Origin of the sequence: Bradyrhizobium septentrionale, from assembly GCF_011516645.4 — a bacterium.
GTDB lineage: Bacteria > Pseudomonadota > Alphaproteobacteria > Rhizobiales > Xanthobacteraceae > Bradyrhizobium > Bradyrhizobium septentrionale.
In genome coordinates, this window is record NZ_CP088285.1 from 1,981,953 (window position 1) to 2,001,154 (window position 19,202).

The window sequence follows — 19,202 nt, forward strand, 5'->3', positions numbered from 1 at the left end:
CTACCAGAAAAAGGACCCGCCTGCAGCGATACTCCCCTTGCCTGGAGACAAGTCGGTAAACAAATTTGTGCCTATAAACAAGTTGACTTTAGTTCATGAAATATTAGAAGGTGACAGTCATTTCTCGATGTGTGGAGCTCTCATGACAAACGTTTACGGTTCACCTGAAAAGGTAACGATGAAAAGCGCGTTGTTCGGGGCGGCCATCACTGCCCTTGAGAGCGACGGCTGGAAAGTCGAGAAGGTTGCCGGCAGCGGCAAGTCCAGCGTCCGGCGCATCACCAAAGGCAAAGACAGCAAGGTGGTCTCGATCCGCACCACCCAGGACCGCTCGATCGCCTTTCCCCGGACCGAGGGCGACAAAAGCTGGCGCACCCTCGATGAGGTCGACGCCGTGATCGCGGCCTCGGTCGACGACAAGGAAAACCCGCACTTCGCCAACATTCACCTGCTGCCGGGCGACGAGATGCGCGACCGCTTCAACCGGACCTACGAGGCGCGGCTCAAGGCCGGCCATACAATTCCGGTCGGCCGCGGCGTTTGGCTCTCGTTGTATGCGAACGAAAGCTTCAGTCCTGTCCATCACGTCGGTGCCGGCGCCGGAAACAAATACCCGCCGTTTGGCAAGATCCCCCTCGACGCAGCAAAGTTGATCTCCGCCGACAGCGAGGTCGACGAGGAAGAACCCAGGGCTGATGAGGGGCTGACGATTGCGGAAGCCAAGCGCCGCCTGGGCATTACCTTTGGTGTCGAACCCGCCAGCATCAAGATCATCGTAGAGGCTTGATGATCACGGCGATCGATGTGTGGGACACCGGCACCTTCGATCCGGAGCTGATGGTGAACCTGAAGGCCGGCGCGCAACTGGTTCACGATTATCTGACCACGGATCGCCGTCAGTTCGAAGAACGCGAGGCAGCAAGTGGCTGGACGCCTCACGCCACCAATCCCTTTGCCAGCGATTACCTGGCGTTCGCCGAAGCGATCGGCCGCGATGATGAGGTCCGGATCATCCGCGAGAACGGCATTTATTCGGGGACACTGGATACCCTGCGGCAGCGGCTTGATGCGCAGGTGGCAGCGGGACTATTCACCGCGGCGGACGCAGAAGCCCTGCATGCCGCAAGCCCGTGCCATCACCGCGAACAGCAACCGGGTAGACTGGGCAAATTCTGGATGACCTCCGGTCCCATCCTCACCGATGATGGTGGCGTCGAATTGCTGCTCGGCAACTGGGGTGGCGAGTCGACATATTTCTGGCTTGAGGATGAACGGCTGGAGAAGCTCGTCGCTAGTATCGGCCGCCCGCGCATTCTCGAAATTGCCGTGCCTGTCGCCAGCACAAACCATTGGTATTCGGCCGGCAAGGCTGTGGTCGCCGCGTACGCACGCACCATTGGATGCCGACCCGATCGCGGCGCTTTCGATCTGTCTCAACGGCGCCGCTTGGACCCGCTGCCATACTTACCATTCGTAGTGAGAACGAAGCGTCGTTCGCAGCGATGGCACAAGGCTACCCGGACAATTACGTGCACGCTTAGCGGCGCGGGCGCCTCGAACGTAAGCACCGGGCGCGACACAGTGCGTTCCCAAGTCTACCTTTAAGTATGCAGCCCACCGCGCTTCGCAAAACACTGACGATCGCCGTTGCGAATGTCTTGGTAGCGGTCGCCGCTCCGGGCTGGACGCAAGCCGAATTTACCCGCAAAGCCGATGAGCTCCGCCAGCAACAGGATGAACTTACCAACGCCAGAGAACGCCTTGACGAGCAGATCAATCGGCGTCTTGCGCACCCACGCTGTGCGATCCCGATTGCTCTTACCTTACGTCAGGGTCTTATAGAGCTGGCGCCGGTTGTTTGGACAGCGCCCCGCGGGATTTAAGTGGATTCCTGCCGGGTTATGCTGAACGCGGGGCCTTACGATTTTGTCGTTGCGTCGGGAGGGCGTAGCCCGACCAGAGCGACGACAAAATCGTCGGCGACGGTCATGCGGCCATCACCATAGCTTGCGTGCCGAAGTAAGCCTCGTCGGGCGTGCGCCCGTCAAGGCTCGAGTGAGGGCGTCCCTGATTGTAGAAGGCCAGATACTTGGCAATTGACGCTCGCGCCTCGGACACGCTGTCGTAGGCGCGGAGATAAACTTCTTCGTATTTGACCGTGCGCCAGAGCCGCTCGACAAACACGTTGTCGCGCCAGGCGCCCTTGCCGTCCATGCTGATGGCGATCTTCGCGTCCAGCAGCACATCGGTGAACTCGAGGCTGGTGAACTGGCTGCCCTGGTCCGTGTTGAAAATCTCGGGCCTGCCGTGCTTCGCCAACGCCTCCTGGACCGCTTCGACGCAGAAGGCCGCCTCCATTGTGATCGAGACGCGATGGGCCAGGACCCGTCGGCTGAACACATCGACGACCGCCGCGAGATAGACGAAGCCACGCCGCATCGGAATGTAGGTGATGTCCATTGCCCACGCCTGGTCGGGCCGCTCGATCTTCAATCCGCGCAACAGGTACGGGTAGATCTTGTGACCCGGTGCCGGCTTACTCGTGTTCGGGCGACGATAGACCGCCTCGATCCCCATGCGCTTCATCAGCGTCGCGATGTGGCGGCGACCGGCGTATACGCCCTCCCGCCGCAGCAACGATCGCTGCATACGCGCTCCCGCGAAGGGATAATCGAGATGCAGCTCATCGAGCCGACGCATCAAGGCAAGGTCCTCGGCCGAAACTGGCCGAGGTTCATAGTAGACCGTGCTGCGAGCCAGCTTCAGGACCTTCGCCTGGCGCACGATAGAAAGATCATGACCGCGGTCGATCATCGCTTTGCGCTCAGCAGGCCCGCCTTGGTGAGCGCGCCGGACAAAAAATCGTTTTCCAACGCCAGCTCGCCGATCTTGGCATGTAACGCCTTCAAATCGACCGGCGTCTCGGCCGACGCCTTGTCATGCCCAAACACGCCGGCGGCGCCTTCCAGGAGCTGGTTTTTCCAGATCGTGATCTGGTTCGGATGAACATCAAACAGTTGCGCCAGCTCCGCCAGCGTCTTGTCGCCTTTGACCGCAGCCAAAGCAACCTTCGCCTTGAATGCCGGAGAATGCATCCGGCGGCTCTTCTTCGTCATCTTCGCTCCTGATTCGCGGCAAGAATCCTCGCCGCTGTCAGGCAGAAAATCCACTCAAGCTACTGTCCGAATTTGCGGAGCCAGCTCTTATCGAGGTGACGAATGCGCGCATGACGCAGGCCGATCAGCAGTCCAAGGCGGATCAGGTTTATCAATATCTGACTGGTTCGCGGTTCAAGCAGCGGATTGAAGCCATCGTTGAGCGATTCAAGGAAATGCGCGACGATATCGACAAAGAACGAATGATGAAAGCCTGGGCCAAACGTGAGGCCCAGGTTAGTGCGATGATTGAAGCAACGGTCGGTATGGTGGGCGATCTCCACGGTATCGTGGGTCAAGCGATGCCGGAGACATCAGCGATTGATGAACCACCGATGATCGAGGGAAAAGCTGCTTAAGGTCTGACCGGGTTTAATTCCGATCTGGGAATTCGCGAACGAGCTTGCCATCAACCAACCCGCCGCCCTTTCCTTCTGCGTCGATTTGTTGAGCTTCACGAGCCGTCATACCTTTCTCCACCACAAGCGGATTGCTGCGATAAGATCCCCACTGCTTATGAAACGGCGAAACACCAAGACGACGGCAGTCGGCGATAACATCGCGAACCCATTGCGGCTTCCAATGCACGAGCACCGGCACCGCTTTCTCCGCCTGATATCAGCCAATCCGGCAAGAACCCGTTGGACGGCAGCCGCACGGGCCCAAGAGTGGGCTCATAAGAAATGAAGCGAATGACCGCAGGTACTTTCTTTAGACGCTTCCACCGGAAATCAAACCGCGTCTGATCTTCGGTCGTTGTTCCGAGCCACACGTTGGAATACCCATCGTGCCAATCGGACGGCAGCATTCTTTCAATATTTTCCGGTCGTTTCGTAAGCACTAGCCAGTCCAATTTCTTGCATTTGCGGATCAAGGCGAACAAGTCATCGCGCCACGATGGATCAACCTGATTGTCAAAGACATCGGCGAGCGACGCGCAAAATACCCGCGGTCGATGGCCATTCTCCTTTCGGAACTCTCGCGCTTGCGCATTCCACTGGATAGGCTTTTTCCAATTTTGGACTGCCGTTCGTTGACGCTTGCCGTGCGGGCCCCATTGCACTCTTTTATACCGGAGATCCATCATTGCTTCGGCATAGCAATTATCACAGCCCGGCGAGACTTTTTGGCAGCCAATCCATGGATTAAATGTATGATCGCACCATTCTATTTTCGAATTTTCACCCATCACAAATCTCCAAAGTTCAGAGCATCGCTCTGCCCGAGACACCGGTCACGGTCGCATCCTTTACAAGTTTATTTTTCGCCTTTAGCGGTGGCTAAACGCACTAATGTCATCGAGTCGACGACGTCTCCTCAGAAGGCATTCCAAGGGAGAATGGCGTGTGCCGTTTTTCTGTCGCTTGGAGCGACAAGTATGAATTTCTCATAAGGTGGTTCTTGCGATTCATCATGCGCGCAGGGATCACTTTGCGGCAAAGCCACGAAATGGATTGCAGGCGAGGCTCTCATCAAGAAGAATGTGAAGCGCCTGCGCGACCATAGAACTAATAAGTGTTCTCTCGAATCCTTGTCAGTCGACGTCGCCCTTCATGTGCCTCGTCAGATGAGTTGAGCTGTCGTTATGACGACGCTGTTCGCTTGAGACGATACTTTCGAGCAAGCCAAAACTGATAAGCTTTTATTGTGTTGCATGCAGAGACTGATCGACTAGAATCTCATCAGTCGGTTTGATCGAGATGGCAGGCAAGCAAGCTAAAATCCTCTCTGCTCAAGCGGCGCGAGACTTGGTTCTCTTCGCCGAAACGACCCGACACCCGGATAGAAATCGCGTTATCGTCTTGTTGTCGCTAAAGGCCGGCTTGCGCGCTGCCGAGATCGCCAAACTCACCTGGGATATGGTCGAGACCGCCGAGGGCGAGATCGGCGCCACGATTGAGCTGCGAGACGCTGTCGCGAAGAAACGACATGGTCGCCGGGTCCCGATTCAAGGCGACTTGCGCGACGCGTTGATCGTTTGGCGCAAGAGATCTCGAGGTGAAGGACCAGTCGTTCGATCTGAACGCGGTGGCCCGATGACGCCGCTAAGCATCGTTGTCTGGTTCAACCGGGTCTTCCGCGCGACGGGACTGGACGGGTGTTCCTCGCATTCGGGACGGCGAACCTTCATCACGCGCGCAGCTCGCCTGGTCCACAAAGCTGGCGGCTCCCTCAGGGACGTCCAACTCCTGGCAGGTCATTCGTCGATCCAGACAACCCAGCGATACATCGACGGCGACAGTGATGCGCAGAGGAGGCTGGTATCGCTGATCTAGGAAAATCATCGAAACCGGCCTCGAGGCTGGGACCACCGCCGGGGGAACCAATCGGGATCGCGACGAACCTCATCGAGGCTATCGCTCGTGAAACTTCCCGATGGACAAGATCAGGCCAAGCGGACGTTGCCGCACCTGATCCCAGACTCCGCAACATCGTCCGATCCAAAGATACGCCGGCCCTGTTCGACTGGATGATCGAGACCTTCAACTTCCAGGGAATCTCCGACAGGGTCGCCGCGTCATACCTCCAGGCTCACGGCAGCATCACCTGGCATCAAATCAAGGCTCAGATTGGCCGCGATCCGGCCTGTTCGCTTCTGCGGAGCTATTGGGCATACGAGGACTGCCGATACGACAAGACCCGACAAGCCTGTAGCCACCCTCGCTACCTCCGCGGATGTCCAGTCCCGTCTCATCCCCTGAGAAATGGCCGCCTCAACCAAACCGCGTTCAGCTTCTTCTTATTCGTCAGAGACGTGGCTGGATCCGATCTCTTCCGGTGGCTCGATGACCAGCTCGCAGCCGCAGCCGACCTTGGCAATTCGGCTGCACAAGAGGCATTGGTCGGCCCGATGCGCCACGTCTTCGGTGTGTCGGACAAAGTCCTCACCATGACCCTGTCCGCGGTCTTGATGGCAGATCGGAGAGGCCGGCCTGATTGGTTCAGTGTCGGCAGCCGAATGATCGTCGTCGACCGGCTCGTCCACAATCTGCTCGCCCGCACCGGAATCCTGGCGAGGTCTGGCGCGAGCCACGGCTACGGCCAGCATTGCTACGGCCAGACCGGCTGCGCCGACATTCTGCGGCGGGTTTCGGCAAAGATCGACGCGCGCCAATTCGATGCCGGCTTTCCCGCGAATTTTCCGCGCTATATTCAGCATACGCTTTGGCATTACTGCGCTGCCGACGGCTTAAACGTCTGTAACGGCAACAATATTGATGATCGCAAGTCGTGCGAACAGATATCATGTATAGTTTACAGTATTTGTGGCCGAAATGCCTTGAAAATCAAGTAATTATTGCACTAAAGAAAATATCATTCTTCGATATAACGCATTGAAATAATTGACATTTTTGACATTTCCGGCGAATATACTACTGCGAGGCCAGTCATTCTTGTCTCGTCATCTTAGAACAAGGAGCCAGACAGATGCCAAAACCTAGATTGTCCGGGCGCGCCCGGAGCCAAAATGGATCGATCTTCCCAGCAAGGGGCCCAAATCGGGCCCCTTCTGCTTTTCAGGGAGGCCGGCATGACAAAGCCTAATTCCTCCAAACCCACCGTTTCCTCGACCACCGCGGTGATCGTCTTCGGCCTCGATCCGACCGGAAAGCCGAAGGCCGGCCGATTTCCGGGGAAGGATGCCACCTTGGCCAGAAAGGCCGCTCTCGCACTGAAACTGGCTGTCTGCAAGGTCAATCGGCCAAGGCTGGTCGAGCTCGTCACCCGGATCCCGCTCGGCCGGCTCCACGCCCAGGGAAGGGCTTTCCTGCCGTTCATCAGGCCGGACCTATATCAAGAGCTGGCGGCCGCGGCGAACCCCTCTATGGCCGCCGCAGCAAAGCTTGGCCCGAACGTATCGATGGCGCCGGAAGCCAAACCGCCAAAGGACCGGACCAGCATCGCCGCGGGTGACCTGGTTCTCTGCAGCGAAGGCGTCGAAGAGGGCTATTGGGAGGCAATTGTCACCGAACGGGATGGCGACAATCTGGTCTGCCGGTTCAGAGACTACCCTCGCCTTCCGCTCTTCAAGTGCACCGTCCAAGCCGTCGCCTTGATGCACGGCGGCTAGGACTTGGCCATCGAGGTCGCTCCGCACTCCGGGCCACCGCCCCTTTCCTTCATTGAAATATCAGCAGGAGACCCAACCATGTCTAGCGACAAGGCGCGGATTCGCGCGCTTAATGATGACCTCCGACAGCACTTGCTTGGTGGTGGCGCTGTCATGACGCCTGGGATTGCAGCCCTAGGCCCTGAGGCGATTCAACGGCTCGTTCAAACCATCGCAACGTTCGATGACTTTTGTACTGAGAATGACCCTCACAGCGAACACGATTTTGGTGCCTTTGATTTCGATGGCGTCAGGGTCTTCTTCAAGATCGACTACTACGACAAGACCCTCAAGAACGGCTCACCCGATCCGGCCGATCCGAGCGTCACCGAGAGGGTGATCACCCTCATGTTGGCCGAAGAGTACTAGCCAGAATTGGACTTGGAGAGTGCTTCAACCACTGTTTTCGTAGCCACCAACCGTAAGCGCGATTTTCTTCGCACGCCGGCGGTTTTGATGGATTGCCCTGGTATCGGGCGATACCGAGCCGTTCAGGCAGTGGCGGCTTTGTGGAAGTTGAAGGGCAGCAGGTCTGTAATATCGGCGTCGCCGGCGCGCTGAGGCAATTCGGTGAGGACGTGGCGCAACCACGCTAACGGCTCGACACGTGAGGCGCGGCAGGTCAGCATCAGGCTATAGACGACGGCACTGGCCTTGGCTCCGTCCACGGTATCGCTGAACAACCAACTCTTCCTGCCAGTTGCAAAAACCCTGATGTCGCGCTCCAGAAGATTGTTGTCAATCGGCATGCTGCCGTCCCCGGTGTAGCGCGTCAGATATTCCCATTGGTTTCGGGTGTAGGATACGGCGTCGCCGAGCTTGCTGTCAGGCAAGACCTTCGGGGCCATGTCATCGAGCCATACTTTGAGAGCATTGAGGATGGGGACACTATGTTGCTGGCGGAAGCGGCGAATGCAGTAGGCCTGTGTTTCACCCTTCTCCGGTATTCCGTCCCACGCCCGCCTTTCAACCCGGTAGAGCTGTTCAAAGAACCGCAGCGCTTGCTCGGGCGGACCGCCGCCCTTCTTCCTGGCTTTGAGGGCATCGACAAAGCGCCGCCGGGAGTGGGCCATGCATCCAATGTGGGTGGCCCCTTCCAGCGTGCGCCATGCGGTATAGCCGTCACTCATTACAATGCCACGGTAATCGCCGAGGAAGGCTTGCGGGTGGATTTGGCCGCGGCCCGGCTGATAATCCAGAAGAACGATCGGCTCGTGGCTGCCCTTGCCGCTGCGATAAGCCCACATGTACGATGTGCTGGTGGCCCGTTTGTCCTTCTCCTTGAGGACCTGAACCGTTGTCTCGTCGCCATGGATGAGAGGTTGTGATCTGAGCCGCAGCTTCAGGGCGTCGTAGATGCGATGCAGATGCTTCTCGCTCGAGCCAATCACCCAGTGGCCCAAAGCGCCGCGGCTGACAGGAACACCTGCACGTTCGAAGGCCTGCGCCAGGCGGTAGAGCGGCGTGCCATCGACATATTTGTGAACCAGCGCGAACGCCAGCGTCGAGGGCGTGGCAACGCTGCCCGGCAATGGTTGCGGCGGCATCGGCGCGGTCACGACAGGGGCGTGGATCCCGGTGCGATCGCAATGGCGGCACGCATATTTGAAGCGCACATTCTGTAAAACCTTCGCCTTCACCTCGATATGAAGTTGCTCGGTGACAGCCTCGCCCATGCGATGCATCTGGCCACGGCAGCAAGGACACGCCTTCTGATCGTCGGACAGGTCATACTCGACGCGCTCACGAGGTAGGTTCCCCGGCAGCGGCTTGCGGCCGCGCTTCTTTCCCATTGTGTTTTCGACGGGTGGCAAGCCCGTGTCCGGAAGTTCGGCGATATTGTTCGTTTCACTGCCGGCGTCCTCCTCATCGGAGGCCTGCTCGGCTTCATTGAAGAGACGATCAACATGCTTTTCGCTGCGCGGCGCAAAACGATGCAGGCGTGCCAGCGCCAGTTCTTCCTCGAGCTTGGCGACGCGGTCGGCGAGTTGATGGTTCTCCGCCTGCAGCGCAGCAATGCGTGCCAACAGCACTTCAACACTCGGATCGCCGGTTCGATTCATCGAATTCTTGAATCTGAACCGTACCGACGCGTCAACCGCTCAACTCGAGAGCTCAGCCGGCAACCTGATATTGCCGCACCGGATGGCGGACCATCGCATCGATATCGATGCCGTCAAGGATCCAGTGCAATTGCTCCGTCGTCAGCGTGACGATCGCCTCCTGGCGGCGCGGCCATCGGAACCTGTCTTCGGTCAGCCGCTTCAGGACCAGTACAAAGCCGGACCGATCGAAGAACAGAAGCTTCATCCGGTCGCAACGGCGATTGCAGAACGCAAAAACCGCCGGAGTGAATGGATCGAGCGCCATCGTCTCCTGGACCAGGACCGCAAGGCTGTTGATGCCAGCCCGGAAGTCGATCGGCTCACGGTGCAGATAGACCTGCAGGTCATCGCCCAGTCTAAACATCGCCCAGCGCTCCGATGATCGCCGTCAATGCATCCACATCGCCGCATTCCAGCGCGAGCTTCACGCCATTCGGCAGCGACACGCTCACTTTGGCCGGAGAACAAAAAGCTGGAGTCCCTTTGGGTTCCGAACCACGCACTTCATCGTAAGCCGGCAAATCAACCGTCGCCACGCTGTCTTTTCGCGACAGGTCCCGCTCGGACTTCCCCTCAAGCTGAACCGGGATGAACGCCGGGCGTGAGGACGGCGGCAGCGACCTGGTCGCGCTGTGCTTCTTGATCCACTTCCGAAGGAGGTTCGCGTTGACCCCATGTTCGAGTGCAAGCCTCGATACCGAAACCCCAGGCTCAAGGCAGGCCGCGACAAGACGCTCTTTCGATGCCGCCTCGTAGCGCCGGCGACCGTTCCGGCCGACAAGCCTGACCCGCAGTTTCTGATCATCGTCGCTCATCACAAGGTGTCCACCTATTTTGGTGGACACCTCATGCATCAGGACTCTCAAAAGCAAAAGGTGCGGAGAAATTCGCGCTTACCACCAACCCACCTATCGAGGCTCCGCTATGGAGCCTCTCTTTATTCCAGAGGAGAGCGTTCATGTCGACGACACCCACAAAGCCCAAAGCGAAAACCCCTGTCGCCAAAACCGTCATTCTGTTCGGACTGGATAAGGACCGTAAGCCGCGTGCGGCGCGGTTCACCGGTGAGAACGAGGCGCTATTGGCGCGAGCAGCGGCAACGATGGGTCTGCGGCTAGCGGTACCAGCCTCTAAAAAGCACTTCGAGATCGTGAACAAGCTTCCGGCAGGCCGGATTCATGCGAGCGGTACTGGTCTCGTGCCCGCTGTCGATCAACAACTTTATGATCAGATCAATTCGCTAGTGGGAGGCGATCCCGGTACGATTTCAGCGTCATTGCCAAAATCTTGGGCTCAGCTCGCGCCTGGTCATCTCGTCCTCGCGCAAGCCACTGTCGATGATGGTTGGTGGCCTGCGATCATCGCGAAGCGAACCAATGATACGCTGACACTGAAGTGGCGCGACTACCCCAGCGAAGCTGAGATCGTACGACCGGTCAGGTCGGTCGCATTGCTGAACATCGATTGAAATCTTTCTTCTTCTCCTCCTTTCGTGGCTCAGGTCGGTAACACGGCCTGAGCCGTTTGTTGAATTCGCCTCCGGCACCGGGATCCCTCAGATCAGCGACCGCCCAACTGATAAGGAAAGACAACTTTTCTTATCAGTCGCGACTTTGGCGCTCACAACGAGCTCGCAACCCCGTCATTTGACCAGTTTTCCAGCCAAAGTCTCCAGGACATAGTCTTCTGAAGAATCCTTACCCGTTTGAAGTCCGTGCTTCTTAATTCTTGCGACGAGACATTCAAGTTGTTCAACGGCCTGCTTCGCGCTCAACTCAGGGCCAAAGATGACGACCATCTCGCTGTGAAGCTCATCGTTTCTGAGACGTCGCCGTTCGATGCCCTTTCGCCGCAGATCCTGGCGAAACGCGCGCACGTCCGGGGCTTCGATTCGAACAAAGTGTTGAGCTCGTAGTCGCACTGAATTGAAAGACACTCCTTGTCTCTAACGGCATACACAACCCCGGTGCCGTGGAAGTCCTCGCCGTTCCAGAACCGAGATGTACCCGCCTCGTAATCTACCTTGACTATCGATTTTCCCTCGTCATCTGTCTCAGCGCGTTCGATTGGATCGGGTCTATCTTTGGCCGTGTGCTTCATTTCATTCTCCAACTCTGTTGACAACGCGGCATTCACTTGCCGCATCGTCCATTTACAAGTTTTGAAATGGCCTCCTGCCGACCGCTCCATCCATTCTGGCGGGCGGCAATTGCGCTTCACGGTCGCCTAAGAACTGACCGAGCTTTGTGCAGATATTCCGCCCTCGCCGTCCAGGGTTGCAACCGACCTGACGCTGCCGGCCACCGTCCTCCGGTAGGACATCGGTTGGTGGCAACAGAAGCGGGCTTTTTGCCGGTTCACATGAGCCCCTAGTCAATTGATGCCGAACGACGCAAAGACTGTTGAATCGAACGCGCCGAACAGCGTCTCGCTCAACCGTGAAATTGAAAACAACTTCGCCTGAACGTTCGACTGCGAGCACCGGGCTAGATTCCGAAGAACTGTGATGCACCTCATAAGGCGGTCGTGCAAAGTGGAAAAGGCCGATGTTTTCGGTGACGCTGCACCTCATAAGTGCGTCACTCGCACCTCGTAAAATTGTCTTTCCGGGGATTTTGCATCTCATAAGATTGTCTTTTGAATCACGAAAATCGGCAGCAAAAACGCGACCCGTTTAGGCGGCCTCTGGTGCGTTAGAATTTCATCGACGGCCGAAATAGCAGAACCACCGAAGGCTCGCCCACGGGCCTCTGAGGCCCGTTTAACAGCATCGACGCGCAGACCAGCTGTCGAAACAGGCTGATTCCGATTGAATCGGCCCGTTTGAGCATGAAACGCACGTTCGCGCAGGCTTTTTAGCGATGGAAGTGAGGATTTGGGATCTGCAGCTGTCAATCGGCCTGCAAATTTGACCCCTCGTATTGCCTCAGGAAGTAATGTTACCCGGGATGAAGGTCTACGAACTGCCCCAGACCGGTCTCGAGCCGCGGCCAACTCGGTGGAGAGGCTGTGGGCGGGGCGGAGTGCTCATCACACGCAGCGCCGTCCACAGCCTCGGGCCGTATTTCATCCACGGGCATGGATACGATGGCAGTCTCCGCCACCTTCCGCCGGAGGGACCGAAGCAGGCGCTGAACGATCGAATGCTGCTTGTCGCTGAACATCGAAGGATCGATCGTGGCGAGCCTGCCCACGATGGCCAGTGCAGTGAGCTGTGGCTCGACGGCGAGCCAGTTCTCGATGATCGCGAGATGGGGATCGAGCTTCGAGGGCATGCGAATACGCTTTTTGTATCGCCGTTTCGGCCGGCGGTGCGTGGCCCGCACTTCGGCGGTGTTTGCCGCCGTGCCGAGCGATCGGGCAAACGAGAGCGGATCAGCCGGCGTTACGGTGGGAACCTTCGCAAGACCGCGCTTGCCGATCCGTTCGCCGAGCTCTTCCTGCGCCGTGCGGATCGTGGCAAGCAATTGTATGGGATCGAGAGTCCGATACGTCTGGCGCAGACGGCGCTTGACCGCTGATGGGAGTTTCGGGTGCCCCAGTGCACGTTCGTATGGTGTGGCAGGCGGATGATAGCGTTTGATGATCTTGGCACCCTCGCGGCGCTTCTCTTTGAGCTTGAATGACGGCTGGAAGAAGTTCACCAGCAGGCGCGCCGCCGCGTAGAGACGTGCCATCACGCGGGCCGTCTCGACCCCGTCGAAGCGCCCGTATCCGACGAGCCGCCGGACCACCGCACCGTTCTTCTGCTCCACGAAAGCCTGATCGTTCTTTTTGTAGGCACGTGACCGCGTTACCTCGATCTTCTGTGCTCGGCACCATGGAACGACGACGTCGTTCATGAACGCGCTGTCGTTATCGAAGTCGGCGCCACAGATCACCCACGGGAACAGGCCCTGTGCTCGCGTCATCGCTTCCACGACGAGGCTGCCATCGCGTGTCACCAGGGGCAGGCATTCCGTCCATCCTGTTGCGATGTCCACCATGGTCAAAGTCTGGATAAACGAGCCGGCGACGCTGGTCCCACCGTGCGCGACCATGTCGATCTCGCAAAAGCCTGGCGGCGGGTTTGCCCTTTCATTGAAAGTGCGGATCGGCACCTCGCGTCGAATCGCCGAGTAGAATCCGACTCGCCGCCGGCGCCCCCCAGCAGCCGCAATTTTAACGTCGATCAACATCCGATCGATCGTCGCCGCGCTCAGAGTTGTCAGCAGCGCACGCTCTGCGCTCGTTGGCTTCAGCCGGCCATGCCGCTCGAGTGCGGGCAACAGCACTGGGATCATCGATACGAGGCGCTTACCGCAGACGCGATCGGAGGCTTCCCACAGCGCGATCAGCGCGTCGCGCACGCTGGCGTATTTGCGTCGCCGACTTGTCGCTGGTTCGGTTGGGCTCGTTGCCCCTTCGTCCAGTGGTGGTCTGGGCCTGTCCCTTCCGGCAACCGACAGTGCTCGCACCGCGTGCTTGCGGTGCCAACCCGTCGTTGCTGTCAACTCGTCAAGGATCCGTCCCTTCTCAACTCGTCCAGCCGCACGGTAGCGCCTCGCCACCACGGCCAACACCTCGCGCCTTGCGCCCATGCTGATCCCGCTCGCCATTGGCGCCACCGACCTGATTCGGTAACGCCGCCCCAGTCATCAGCGGAATTGTTCGGTAACATTTTCGATGAGGCAATGCGGGGTCAATTTTGGACGCCGATCCCCCGGCTTAGGGGGGCAATATTGCAGGCCGAATGACAGAGATCGGCGTCAAATCCGGCGATGTGGTCTTTATGTTCGTGGGTAACGACCAGAAGGTCGAGCTGCCGTTTCCCGGCGCCGGCGTCGGGCAGCTCCTTTTTGAGATGCTGCATAGCGGCCTTCAGAGCGGACACGGGCCCCCAAGTTCCACAATCGATCAGCATGTGGAAGTCGCCGCCGTCGCTTCGCGCCTTTGGGATCCTGCAGTAGATGCAGTCGCCGAGTTCGACGTTGTAGGCCCGTATCAGGAGCTCGTCTGCCATCGTCTCTCACCCAGTTCATCATTGGAATCGTCGTGAATGCCGAAGTGGGGGAAAGCTCGAACCGTAGGGCGCCATCGACTTCGCGCGACGTGAATGGCGGTATCCTCGAACCCAGCAGACCCTTCGGGCCACCGATGGCGGTGCCGATGCTTCCGGTCTTCACTCTGGCGGCAACGGAGTTCAGGAACGTGTCCCTACGCGCTTCGCCGAGCTGTCGTTCGCGCTCGTCGTCTCCGCTACGCTGTCCGCTTCCGGAGAAGGTAGTCCCGGGCTTCCGGGCCCATGCGAGCAGATTGCCCTCGTGATCGAAGGCGAGGGTACCCCCGCAAAGCAAGCTCGCGCTTTGACCTTCGAAGCGTCCGAAGCGGGCGCCCTTGAGCTCCACATCCTCGCGCCAGATGTATTGAAGGATTATCTGCTTTGGGAGGCGGCGTCCCTGACGGCTAAGCTTGTGCGAGACGTACAGGTCGGACACGATGACGTCGACGTTTGGCGGGATGAACAAGCGGTCGCGGTTGTCGTCGAGGAACCGATAGGCCTCAGGGCGAGAAGAGGAGAAGTCGTCGACTTCGTGAAATACGTCGAGAAGGGGACGATTGAATACCTGACGAGGTTTTTCCAACTCTTCGACGTCGGCGTCATCCAAGATGTCTCTGGCCCGGAATACCTTGATCATCAGACCGCGGTAGTCGTCGGGGTCCGCAGGATTTGCAATTTCCTCCATACGCAATACAGCCTTGGCATAGTCGTTGAACGTGACGTCTACTGGGGGGAGTAGATCCAGGGGCTGGATGGCCATCTGTTGCATGCGCTGAATCGTGTCCCAAAAGGCTTCCGAGATCGTGCGCTTCCGCTTGTCGATGTAATACTTGGACAGCGCGATGATTATGTCGAACATGGCACCGGTGAGGACTTCGGACAGTAGGTGCGGACGTTGCTCGCCTTTGAGCTTGGAGAGCGTCTTGCAGTTCCGCGCCGTCCTGAGATAGTCCCGGCCATACGCAGCCTTTCCGAACTGCTCCGCGAGCCGGTTCAGGTCGTTGTCGGTGCCGAGATCGCCCTTCGATTCCTCCACGAGGTAGTTGCGAAAGTCGTTATTGCGGAACGCGACCAGAATGGCGGTAAGGTCGCCGATGAATTCGTGGAAAGCTGCCGTTTCCGGGACGATCGCTTCGACGAAGTAAGGTCTAACACCATCCAGCACGGCGTGGGCGAACTCGTGGTTTACGATATCGGAGGACAGGCAAGTGTATATTCTCTCCGGGCCGTCGTCGAAATAATAGAACTGAAGAGATTTGCTCTGCCGGTCGTAGAAGGCGTTTCTGCCGTTTCCGGCATGAGGAACGACAATCAAGCGGTTGCCCTCGAACCCCCAGGCTATCCTTCTGCCGAGGCCGAAACCTCCCTCGAAGAAGTCCAAAGCTCGCTGGAGAACCGCCCAAACGTGCACTTGATGCGCTTGCAGCGAATCCGCTTGGGTCGAAATGTCGATCTTTGCCTTGTTCGCATCGACGAACTGCTTGGCATCCTCTTGCCACTTCGCAGGCGGTGCCAGATCACCCGTGTCGCCGTCGTACTCGACGACCGCAAACCTTGCGCTCGTCGGTCCATCGTCGATACCAGGCTCCCAAGTTATAGAGGCCGCATCGAACTCGGGAAGATCCGGACGTTTCTTCGCGAACGCAGGATCTTGGAAATAGACATCGAAAGTTATCTTAAGTCCCAACTCCTCTTGGGTTTTTGCGCTCAAATACTTGCGCGCTCCATAGAGGTTCATGAGAGATGCTTTGGTGACCGTCTTTTTTGCCATCGAGGTCTCCTCTTGATCATTCAAGGTACTTCGAGGATGACGTCATGGGGGTTAGATGTAGCAAGACATCGTCCTTCACAACCTTGTTCATTTACCGTCAGGGCTACAGGCGTGCGCGTTTCCCGAGGAGATGCCAACGTCGAAAAGAGCCGGGGCGATGGCCTTCCCGTCGAACAGCACGCCGATCTGGTTGGCGAGCCCGACCTTGGCGTCCTGATCGCGGCGCTTCTTATTGATCGCTCGAACGATATTCCATTCGTCATGTGATCCGTAGCTGAACGAGACGGAGGCCTTCAGGCCGTAGTAGTTCCGGAATAGAGCCTTATCGATCTTGGCAAGGTCCCGATCGGTCTTGATCCGTCTATCGTAGTACCTGGCGATCTTCATCATGTCGCCTTGCCCACGTAGCGAGAAGAAGCTCGAAAAATCTGATGGGCCGGCGAAATAGACGAAGTCCCAGTCCTTGCCAAAGCCGTCGTCGCCTTGCAGAACTCTGGTCCACATCAGCATGTATTCACCGCCGCGCGCTTCATCGGGCAGGGAGTATTCTTTCGCGCCCGGATCGAGAATCCAGACATCTTCCGTTCCGAAGCGGCGTTCGATCCGTTTCTTGTTTTGGTCGGCGATTTCGGCGTTCAGGGCTATGTAGCTTCCGTTTAGCGTCGAAAGCGGGATGCTGAGATACCCGACGGCTTTGCCAAGCGATTTCTGAGCCGAGATCGCTTTTCGAATTCTTTCGACGTTCGTCTGGATCGCGTCCTGAAGACTATCTTTCACGCAGTAACAGAAGTCGTCTGCGGCGCAGGAGGTCACGGAGGCGCTGCGCGCCGTAGTTCCCAGAGCAAGTGATATCATAGCTACCGTGATCGTCAGCGCCGCTCGCATGAGAGGTTCCTCCTCTATTGCAACGCGTCGTTCAACAGCTTGGCCAATCGAGCGCCTGCGATGGAAGCCCGCTCGTTCGCCAACGTCTTTGCCTTGCGACGATACGTGTCGCTGATTGTGAACGGTCCGTCCCCGATACCGATCGGCGACTGGTATACGTTGCTCTTTGCCAGCTCGAAGCTTTCGACTATCCATGAGCGAACGTCTTGATTGGTGGCCGCCCCATCCGGCGCATCATCCAGCTTCCTGGCGGCATTGATGGCCGCCCGCGTGCTTGTACCCGTTCCAAAGAGATTGTCCCAGAACGCGTGCAACTCGTTCCTGCATGGACTTTCGCATAGCTTGACGCTGTTTCCGCCTCGGTCGCCGTCAGGCAGATCATGTGTGAAGCGTGACGTGGCATGTAGCGGCTGATGAACGTCGCCCACGAGGTGCAGCAGCCATACCAGATCGTACGACTTCACATCGTCCGGCGTGTCATGTGACGCAAGCGCATCACGAAATGCGATGATCTGCGTTTCAGCATTGGGGACGGGGCTATCGTGAGTAGGAGTGCCGTCTGGAGAGAATGGAATGTCCTTGTAGTGCCAATAGCGGTGCATCAGTTTGTCCTGGTATCCGATATTGCGGGCGGAATCTGGTCCTGACGGCGTCTCACCATCGTTCGTGTAATCATGGTCCCGTTTGATGTCGTCCGGCCAGCCGGCTGCGCGGGTAAAGGCCGCCTTGCTCTTTTCCCTGCTCGAGAACCCTTCGACCCAGTCGTCGTAGGCCGGGTTCAGACGGAGAAGCTGACTGACCTTGGCCTTGGTCGCGGGCTTCAGTTGATCCCACGCGACGGCGGCTATCTCCATGTGGCCCCTGAGGTTCCAGGCATGAGCCTCGCCGGCGAAGACAAGACAGATTACGAATGGGAGTAATGCGTTGACCTTCATGGTTGGCCTCGAAATGATCTATCCCAATGGTGACAAGTGAAAGGACCTAACTCGATACTATCCAGTCAAAGTTGCAATAAGGCATATATTCGCCTAACCACGCGAAAATACAATCGGAATTTCCGTCGTTGGAGGCCCTCATGCCCGTTCGCTTGAGTTTGTTGTTCAAGGAGCCGAGCATCGTTCTGCCGGTTGCGCTTCTCCTGGTTCTCTTTGTCCAAGCGCCTGCCGCCGCACGTCATGTATGGCCGGTTCACGGAACGCTGGAGGGCAAAAACGGTAAGCGTTCGAAGGACGTAAGCGGGATCGCATGTACGGCGCAACAGGGCTTCCCTCGCTGCTGCCTCGTCATCGACGACAATTTGCAGGCAGCGCAATTTGTCGAGGTTAATGACGGAGAGATTCAGGTGGGCGACATGATGTCGCTCATCGATGACCGCTTCAAAGGTGAGCCGCTCGAATTGGACGGCGAGGGCGTGGCCTACGCGGACGGGTTTTTCTACGTGATCGGATCCCACGGTCATCCTCGGGACCGCGAACATGAGCTTGGAAAGAGGGAAATCGCGGCGCGGATCAGGGCGAGCAGTCAGGTCGTCCGCTTCAGGACGGACGGCAAAAAGGCAACGTCTCCCGTTGAACGCACGAGCCGACTTCGCGAAATCATCATGTCGCAGCCGGAGCTGGAAGCATATCGCGATAGGCGACTAGAGGAGAATGGACTGACGATCGAAGGCATCGTGATCCGGAATGGTCGTCTATTCGCGGGCTTTCGGGGACCTTCTTTCAACGCGGGCCGCGCAGCGGTTCTCTCGGTTTCGGTCGATGGTCTATTCGGCGAAGCCCCTCCTGATGCCCGCCTCTGGAAGATTCCCCTCGGCGATGGGACGGGTATTCGCGACCTGGCAGCTTTTCAAAGCGGTATTTTGGTTCTCGCGGGGCCGACGTCGAGCGAACGAGGAACCTATTCGATCTACTGGTGGGACGGTGAGAGCGAGAACGTGAGACTACTGAAGGAGCTGTCGGGTATCGTCGGAAAGAACGGTAAGCGCAAAGCAGAGGCGCTACTTCCGCTGGAGGAGCGAGCGGCGGGCTTGCGGATATTGCTGCTCTTTGACGGAAAGAAGGAAGGGGCCGGTCGAAGTCAGTGTGCCAACCCCTAGCAACCGGTAATGGGCTGAGCAGGCGAAAGCTCGCGAGTT

At 58.0% G+C, this 19,202-nt stretch carries 20 protein-coding genes; 9 read left to right on the forward strand and 11 right to left on the reverse strand.

The features are described 5' to 3' along the window. Positions 1 to 142 precede the first annotated feature (142 nt). Together HAP48_RS11280 and HAP48_RS11285 are read left to right on the forward strand one after the other, a co-directional pair. Positions 143 to 787, forward strand: coding sequence for a hypothetical protein (locus tag HAP48_RS11280; protein ID WP_166213732.1), 645 nt, complete (start codon positions 143 to 145; stop codon positions 785 to 787). Then, complete coding sequence (locus HAP48_RS11285; RefSeq protein ID WP_166213731.1) at positions 787 to 1,605, forward strand: hypothetical protein; 819 nt, start codon at positions 787 to 789, stop codon at positions 1,603 to 1,605. Before HAP48_RS11280 ends, HAP48_RS11285 begins: the two co-directional genes overlap by 1 nt. Here the strand turns inward: HAP48_RS11285 and HAP48_RS11290 are convergent. Beyond that, on the reverse strand, positions 1,602 to 1,793 hold the full coding sequence (locus tag HAP48_RS11290; RefSeq protein ID WP_166213730.1) for a hypothetical protein: 192 nt from the start codon (positions 1,791 to 1,793) through the stop codon (positions 1,602 to 1,604). The genes HAP48_RS11285 and HAP48_RS11290 overlap by 4 nt on opposite strands. 193 nt (positions 1,794 to 1,986) lie before the next feature. After that, positions 1,987 to 3,116, reverse strand: a protein-coding gene (locus tag HAP48_RS11295; RefSeq protein WP_166204126.1) for an IS3-like element ISRj2 family transposase whose coding sequence is annotated in 2 segments (ribosomal slippage) — positions 1,987 to 2,864 and positions 2,864 to 3,116 — 1,131 coding nt in all. Because the reading frame shifts where the segments join, the coding sequence is not laid out codon by codon here. Between HAP48_RS11295 and HAP48_RS11300 the strand changes: the two genes are divergently transcribed. After that, complete coding sequence (locus tag HAP48_RS11300; RefSeq protein ID WP_166213729.1) at positions 3,080 to 3,514, forward strand: DUF2130 domain-containing protein; 435 nt, start codon at positions 3,080 to 3,082, stop codon at positions 3,512 to 3,514. The genes HAP48_RS11295 and HAP48_RS11300 overlap by 37 nt on opposite strands. A gap of 155 nt (positions 3,515 to 3,669) precedes the next feature. Here HAP48_RS11300 and HAP48_RS11305 read toward each other — a convergent pair whose 3' ends face one another. After that, a complete protein-coding gene (locus tag HAP48_RS11305) occupies positions 3,670 to 4,344 on the reverse strand; it encodes a DUF5131 family protein (RefSeq protein ID WP_166213728.1) in 675 nt (224 codons plus the stop codon). A gap of 511 nt (positions 4,345 to 4,855) precedes the next feature. Here HAP48_RS11305 and HAP48_RS11310 point away from each other — a divergent pair. From HAP48_RS11310 to HAP48_RS11325, 4 genes are all read left to right on the forward strand, one after another. After that, the gene (locus HAP48_RS11310) at positions 4,856 to 5,431 is read left to right on the forward strand and encodes a tyrosine-type recombinase/integrase (protein WP_166216565.1); all 576 of its coding nucleotides are present in this window, start codon (positions 4,856 to 4,858) and stop codon (positions 5,429 to 5,431) included. A gap of 194 nt (positions 5,432 to 5,625) precedes the next feature. After that, complete coding sequence (locus tag HAP48_RS11315; protein ID WP_224497021.1) at positions 5,626 to 6,450, forward strand: hypothetical protein; 825 nt, start codon at positions 5,626 to 5,628, stop codon at positions 6,448 to 6,450. A gap of 174 nt (positions 6,451 to 6,624) precedes the next feature. Then, the gene (locus HAP48_RS11320) at positions 6,625 to 7,227 is read left to right on the forward strand and encodes a hypothetical protein (protein ID WP_176399264.1); all 603 of its coding nucleotides are present in this window, start codon (positions 6,625 to 6,627) and stop codon (positions 7,225 to 7,227) included. Between the two features lie 78 nt (positions 7,228 to 7,305). Further along, positions 7,306 to 7,635, forward strand: a complete 330-nt coding sequence (locus HAP48_RS11325) for a DUF3768 domain-containing protein (protein ID WP_166213726.1) — start codon at positions 7,306 to 7,308, stop codon at positions 7,633 to 7,635. Between the two features lie 122 nt (positions 7,636 to 7,757). Here the strand turns inward: HAP48_RS11325 and tnpC are convergent, their stop codons facing one another. The 3 genes from tnpC to tnpA are packed head-to-tail and all read right to left on the reverse strand — an operon-like array spanning position 7,758 to position 10,186. Beyond that, positions 7,758 to 9,329 carry an IS66 family transposase gene (tnpC, locus tag HAP48_RS11330; protein ID WP_166213725.1) on the reverse strand — a complete coding sequence of 524 codons (1,572 nt, stop codon included), beginning with the start codon at positions 9,327 to 9,329 and terminating at the stop codon, positions 7,758 to 7,760. Positions 9,330 to 9,381: 52 nt separating this feature from the next. Next, positions 9,382 to 9,735: an IS66 family insertion sequence element accessory protein TnpB gene (tnpB, locus tag HAP48_RS11335; RefSeq protein ID WP_166073804.1), complete on the reverse strand. Its 354-nt coding sequence runs from the start codon at positions 9,733 to 9,735 to the stop codon at positions 9,382 to 9,384. Further along, positions 9,728 to 10,186, reverse strand: a complete 459-nt coding sequence (gene tnpA, locus HAP48_RS11340) for an IS66-like element accessory protein TnpA (RefSeq protein WP_166073826.1) — start codon at positions 10,184 to 10,186, stop codon at positions 9,728 to 9,730. Before tnpA ends, tnpB begins: the two co-directional genes overlap by 8 nt. Before the next feature lie 143 nt (positions 10,187 to 10,329). Between tnpA and HAP48_RS11345 the strand changes: the two genes are divergently transcribed. Further along, positions 10,330 to 10,839, forward strand: a complete 510-nt coding sequence (locus tag HAP48_RS11345; RefSeq protein WP_166213724.1) for a hypothetical protein — start codon at positions 10,330 to 10,332, stop codon at positions 10,837 to 10,839. Positions 10,840 to 11,013: 174 nt separating this feature from the next. Here the strand turns inward: HAP48_RS11345 and HAP48_RS11350 are convergent, their stop codons facing one another. The 5 genes from HAP48_RS11350 to HAP48_RS11370 form a co-directional block, all read right to left on the reverse strand. Beyond that, on the reverse strand, positions 11,014 to 11,247 hold the full coding sequence (locus HAP48_RS11350; protein WP_166213723.1) for a hypothetical protein: 234 nt from the start codon (positions 11,245 to 11,247) through the stop codon (positions 11,014 to 11,016). 1,063 nt (positions 11,248 to 12,310) lie between these two features. Continuing rightward, positions 12,311 to 13,720, reverse strand: coding sequence for an integrase catalytic domain-containing protein (locus HAP48_RS11355; protein WP_176399265.1), 1,410 nt, complete (start codon positions 13,718 to 13,720; stop codon positions 12,311 to 12,313). A 332-nt stretch (positions 13,721 to 14,052) separates the two neighbouring features. After that, positions 14,053 to 14,373, reverse strand: coding sequence for an MBL fold metallo-hydrolase (locus HAP48_RS11360; protein ID WP_166213721.1), 321 nt, complete (start codon positions 14,371 to 14,373; stop codon positions 14,053 to 14,055). Between the two features lie 1,897 nt (positions 14,374 to 16,270). Further along, positions 16,271 to 17,068 carry a hypothetical protein gene (locus HAP48_RS11365; protein ID WP_166213720.1) on the reverse strand — a complete coding sequence of 266 codons (798 nt, stop codon included), beginning with the start codon at positions 17,066 to 17,068 and terminating at the stop codon, positions 16,271 to 16,273. Positions 17,069 to 17,082: 14 nt separating this feature from the next. After that, positions 17,083 to 18,003: a S1/P1 nuclease gene (locus tag HAP48_RS11370; protein ID WP_166213719.1), complete on the reverse strand. Its 921-nt coding sequence runs from the start codon at positions 18,001 to 18,003 to the stop codon at positions 17,083 to 17,085. A gap of 140 nt (positions 18,004 to 18,143) precedes the next feature. Here HAP48_RS11370 and HAP48_RS11375 point away from each other — a divergent pair, with 140 nt between their 5' ends. After that, on the forward strand, positions 18,144 to 19,163 hold the full coding sequence (locus tag HAP48_RS11375) for a DUF3616 domain-containing protein (RefSeq protein WP_166213718.1): 1,020 nt from the start codon (positions 18,144 to 18,146) through the stop codon (positions 19,161 to 19,163). The last annotated feature ends 39 nt before the right edge of the window (positions 19,164 to 19,202 follow it).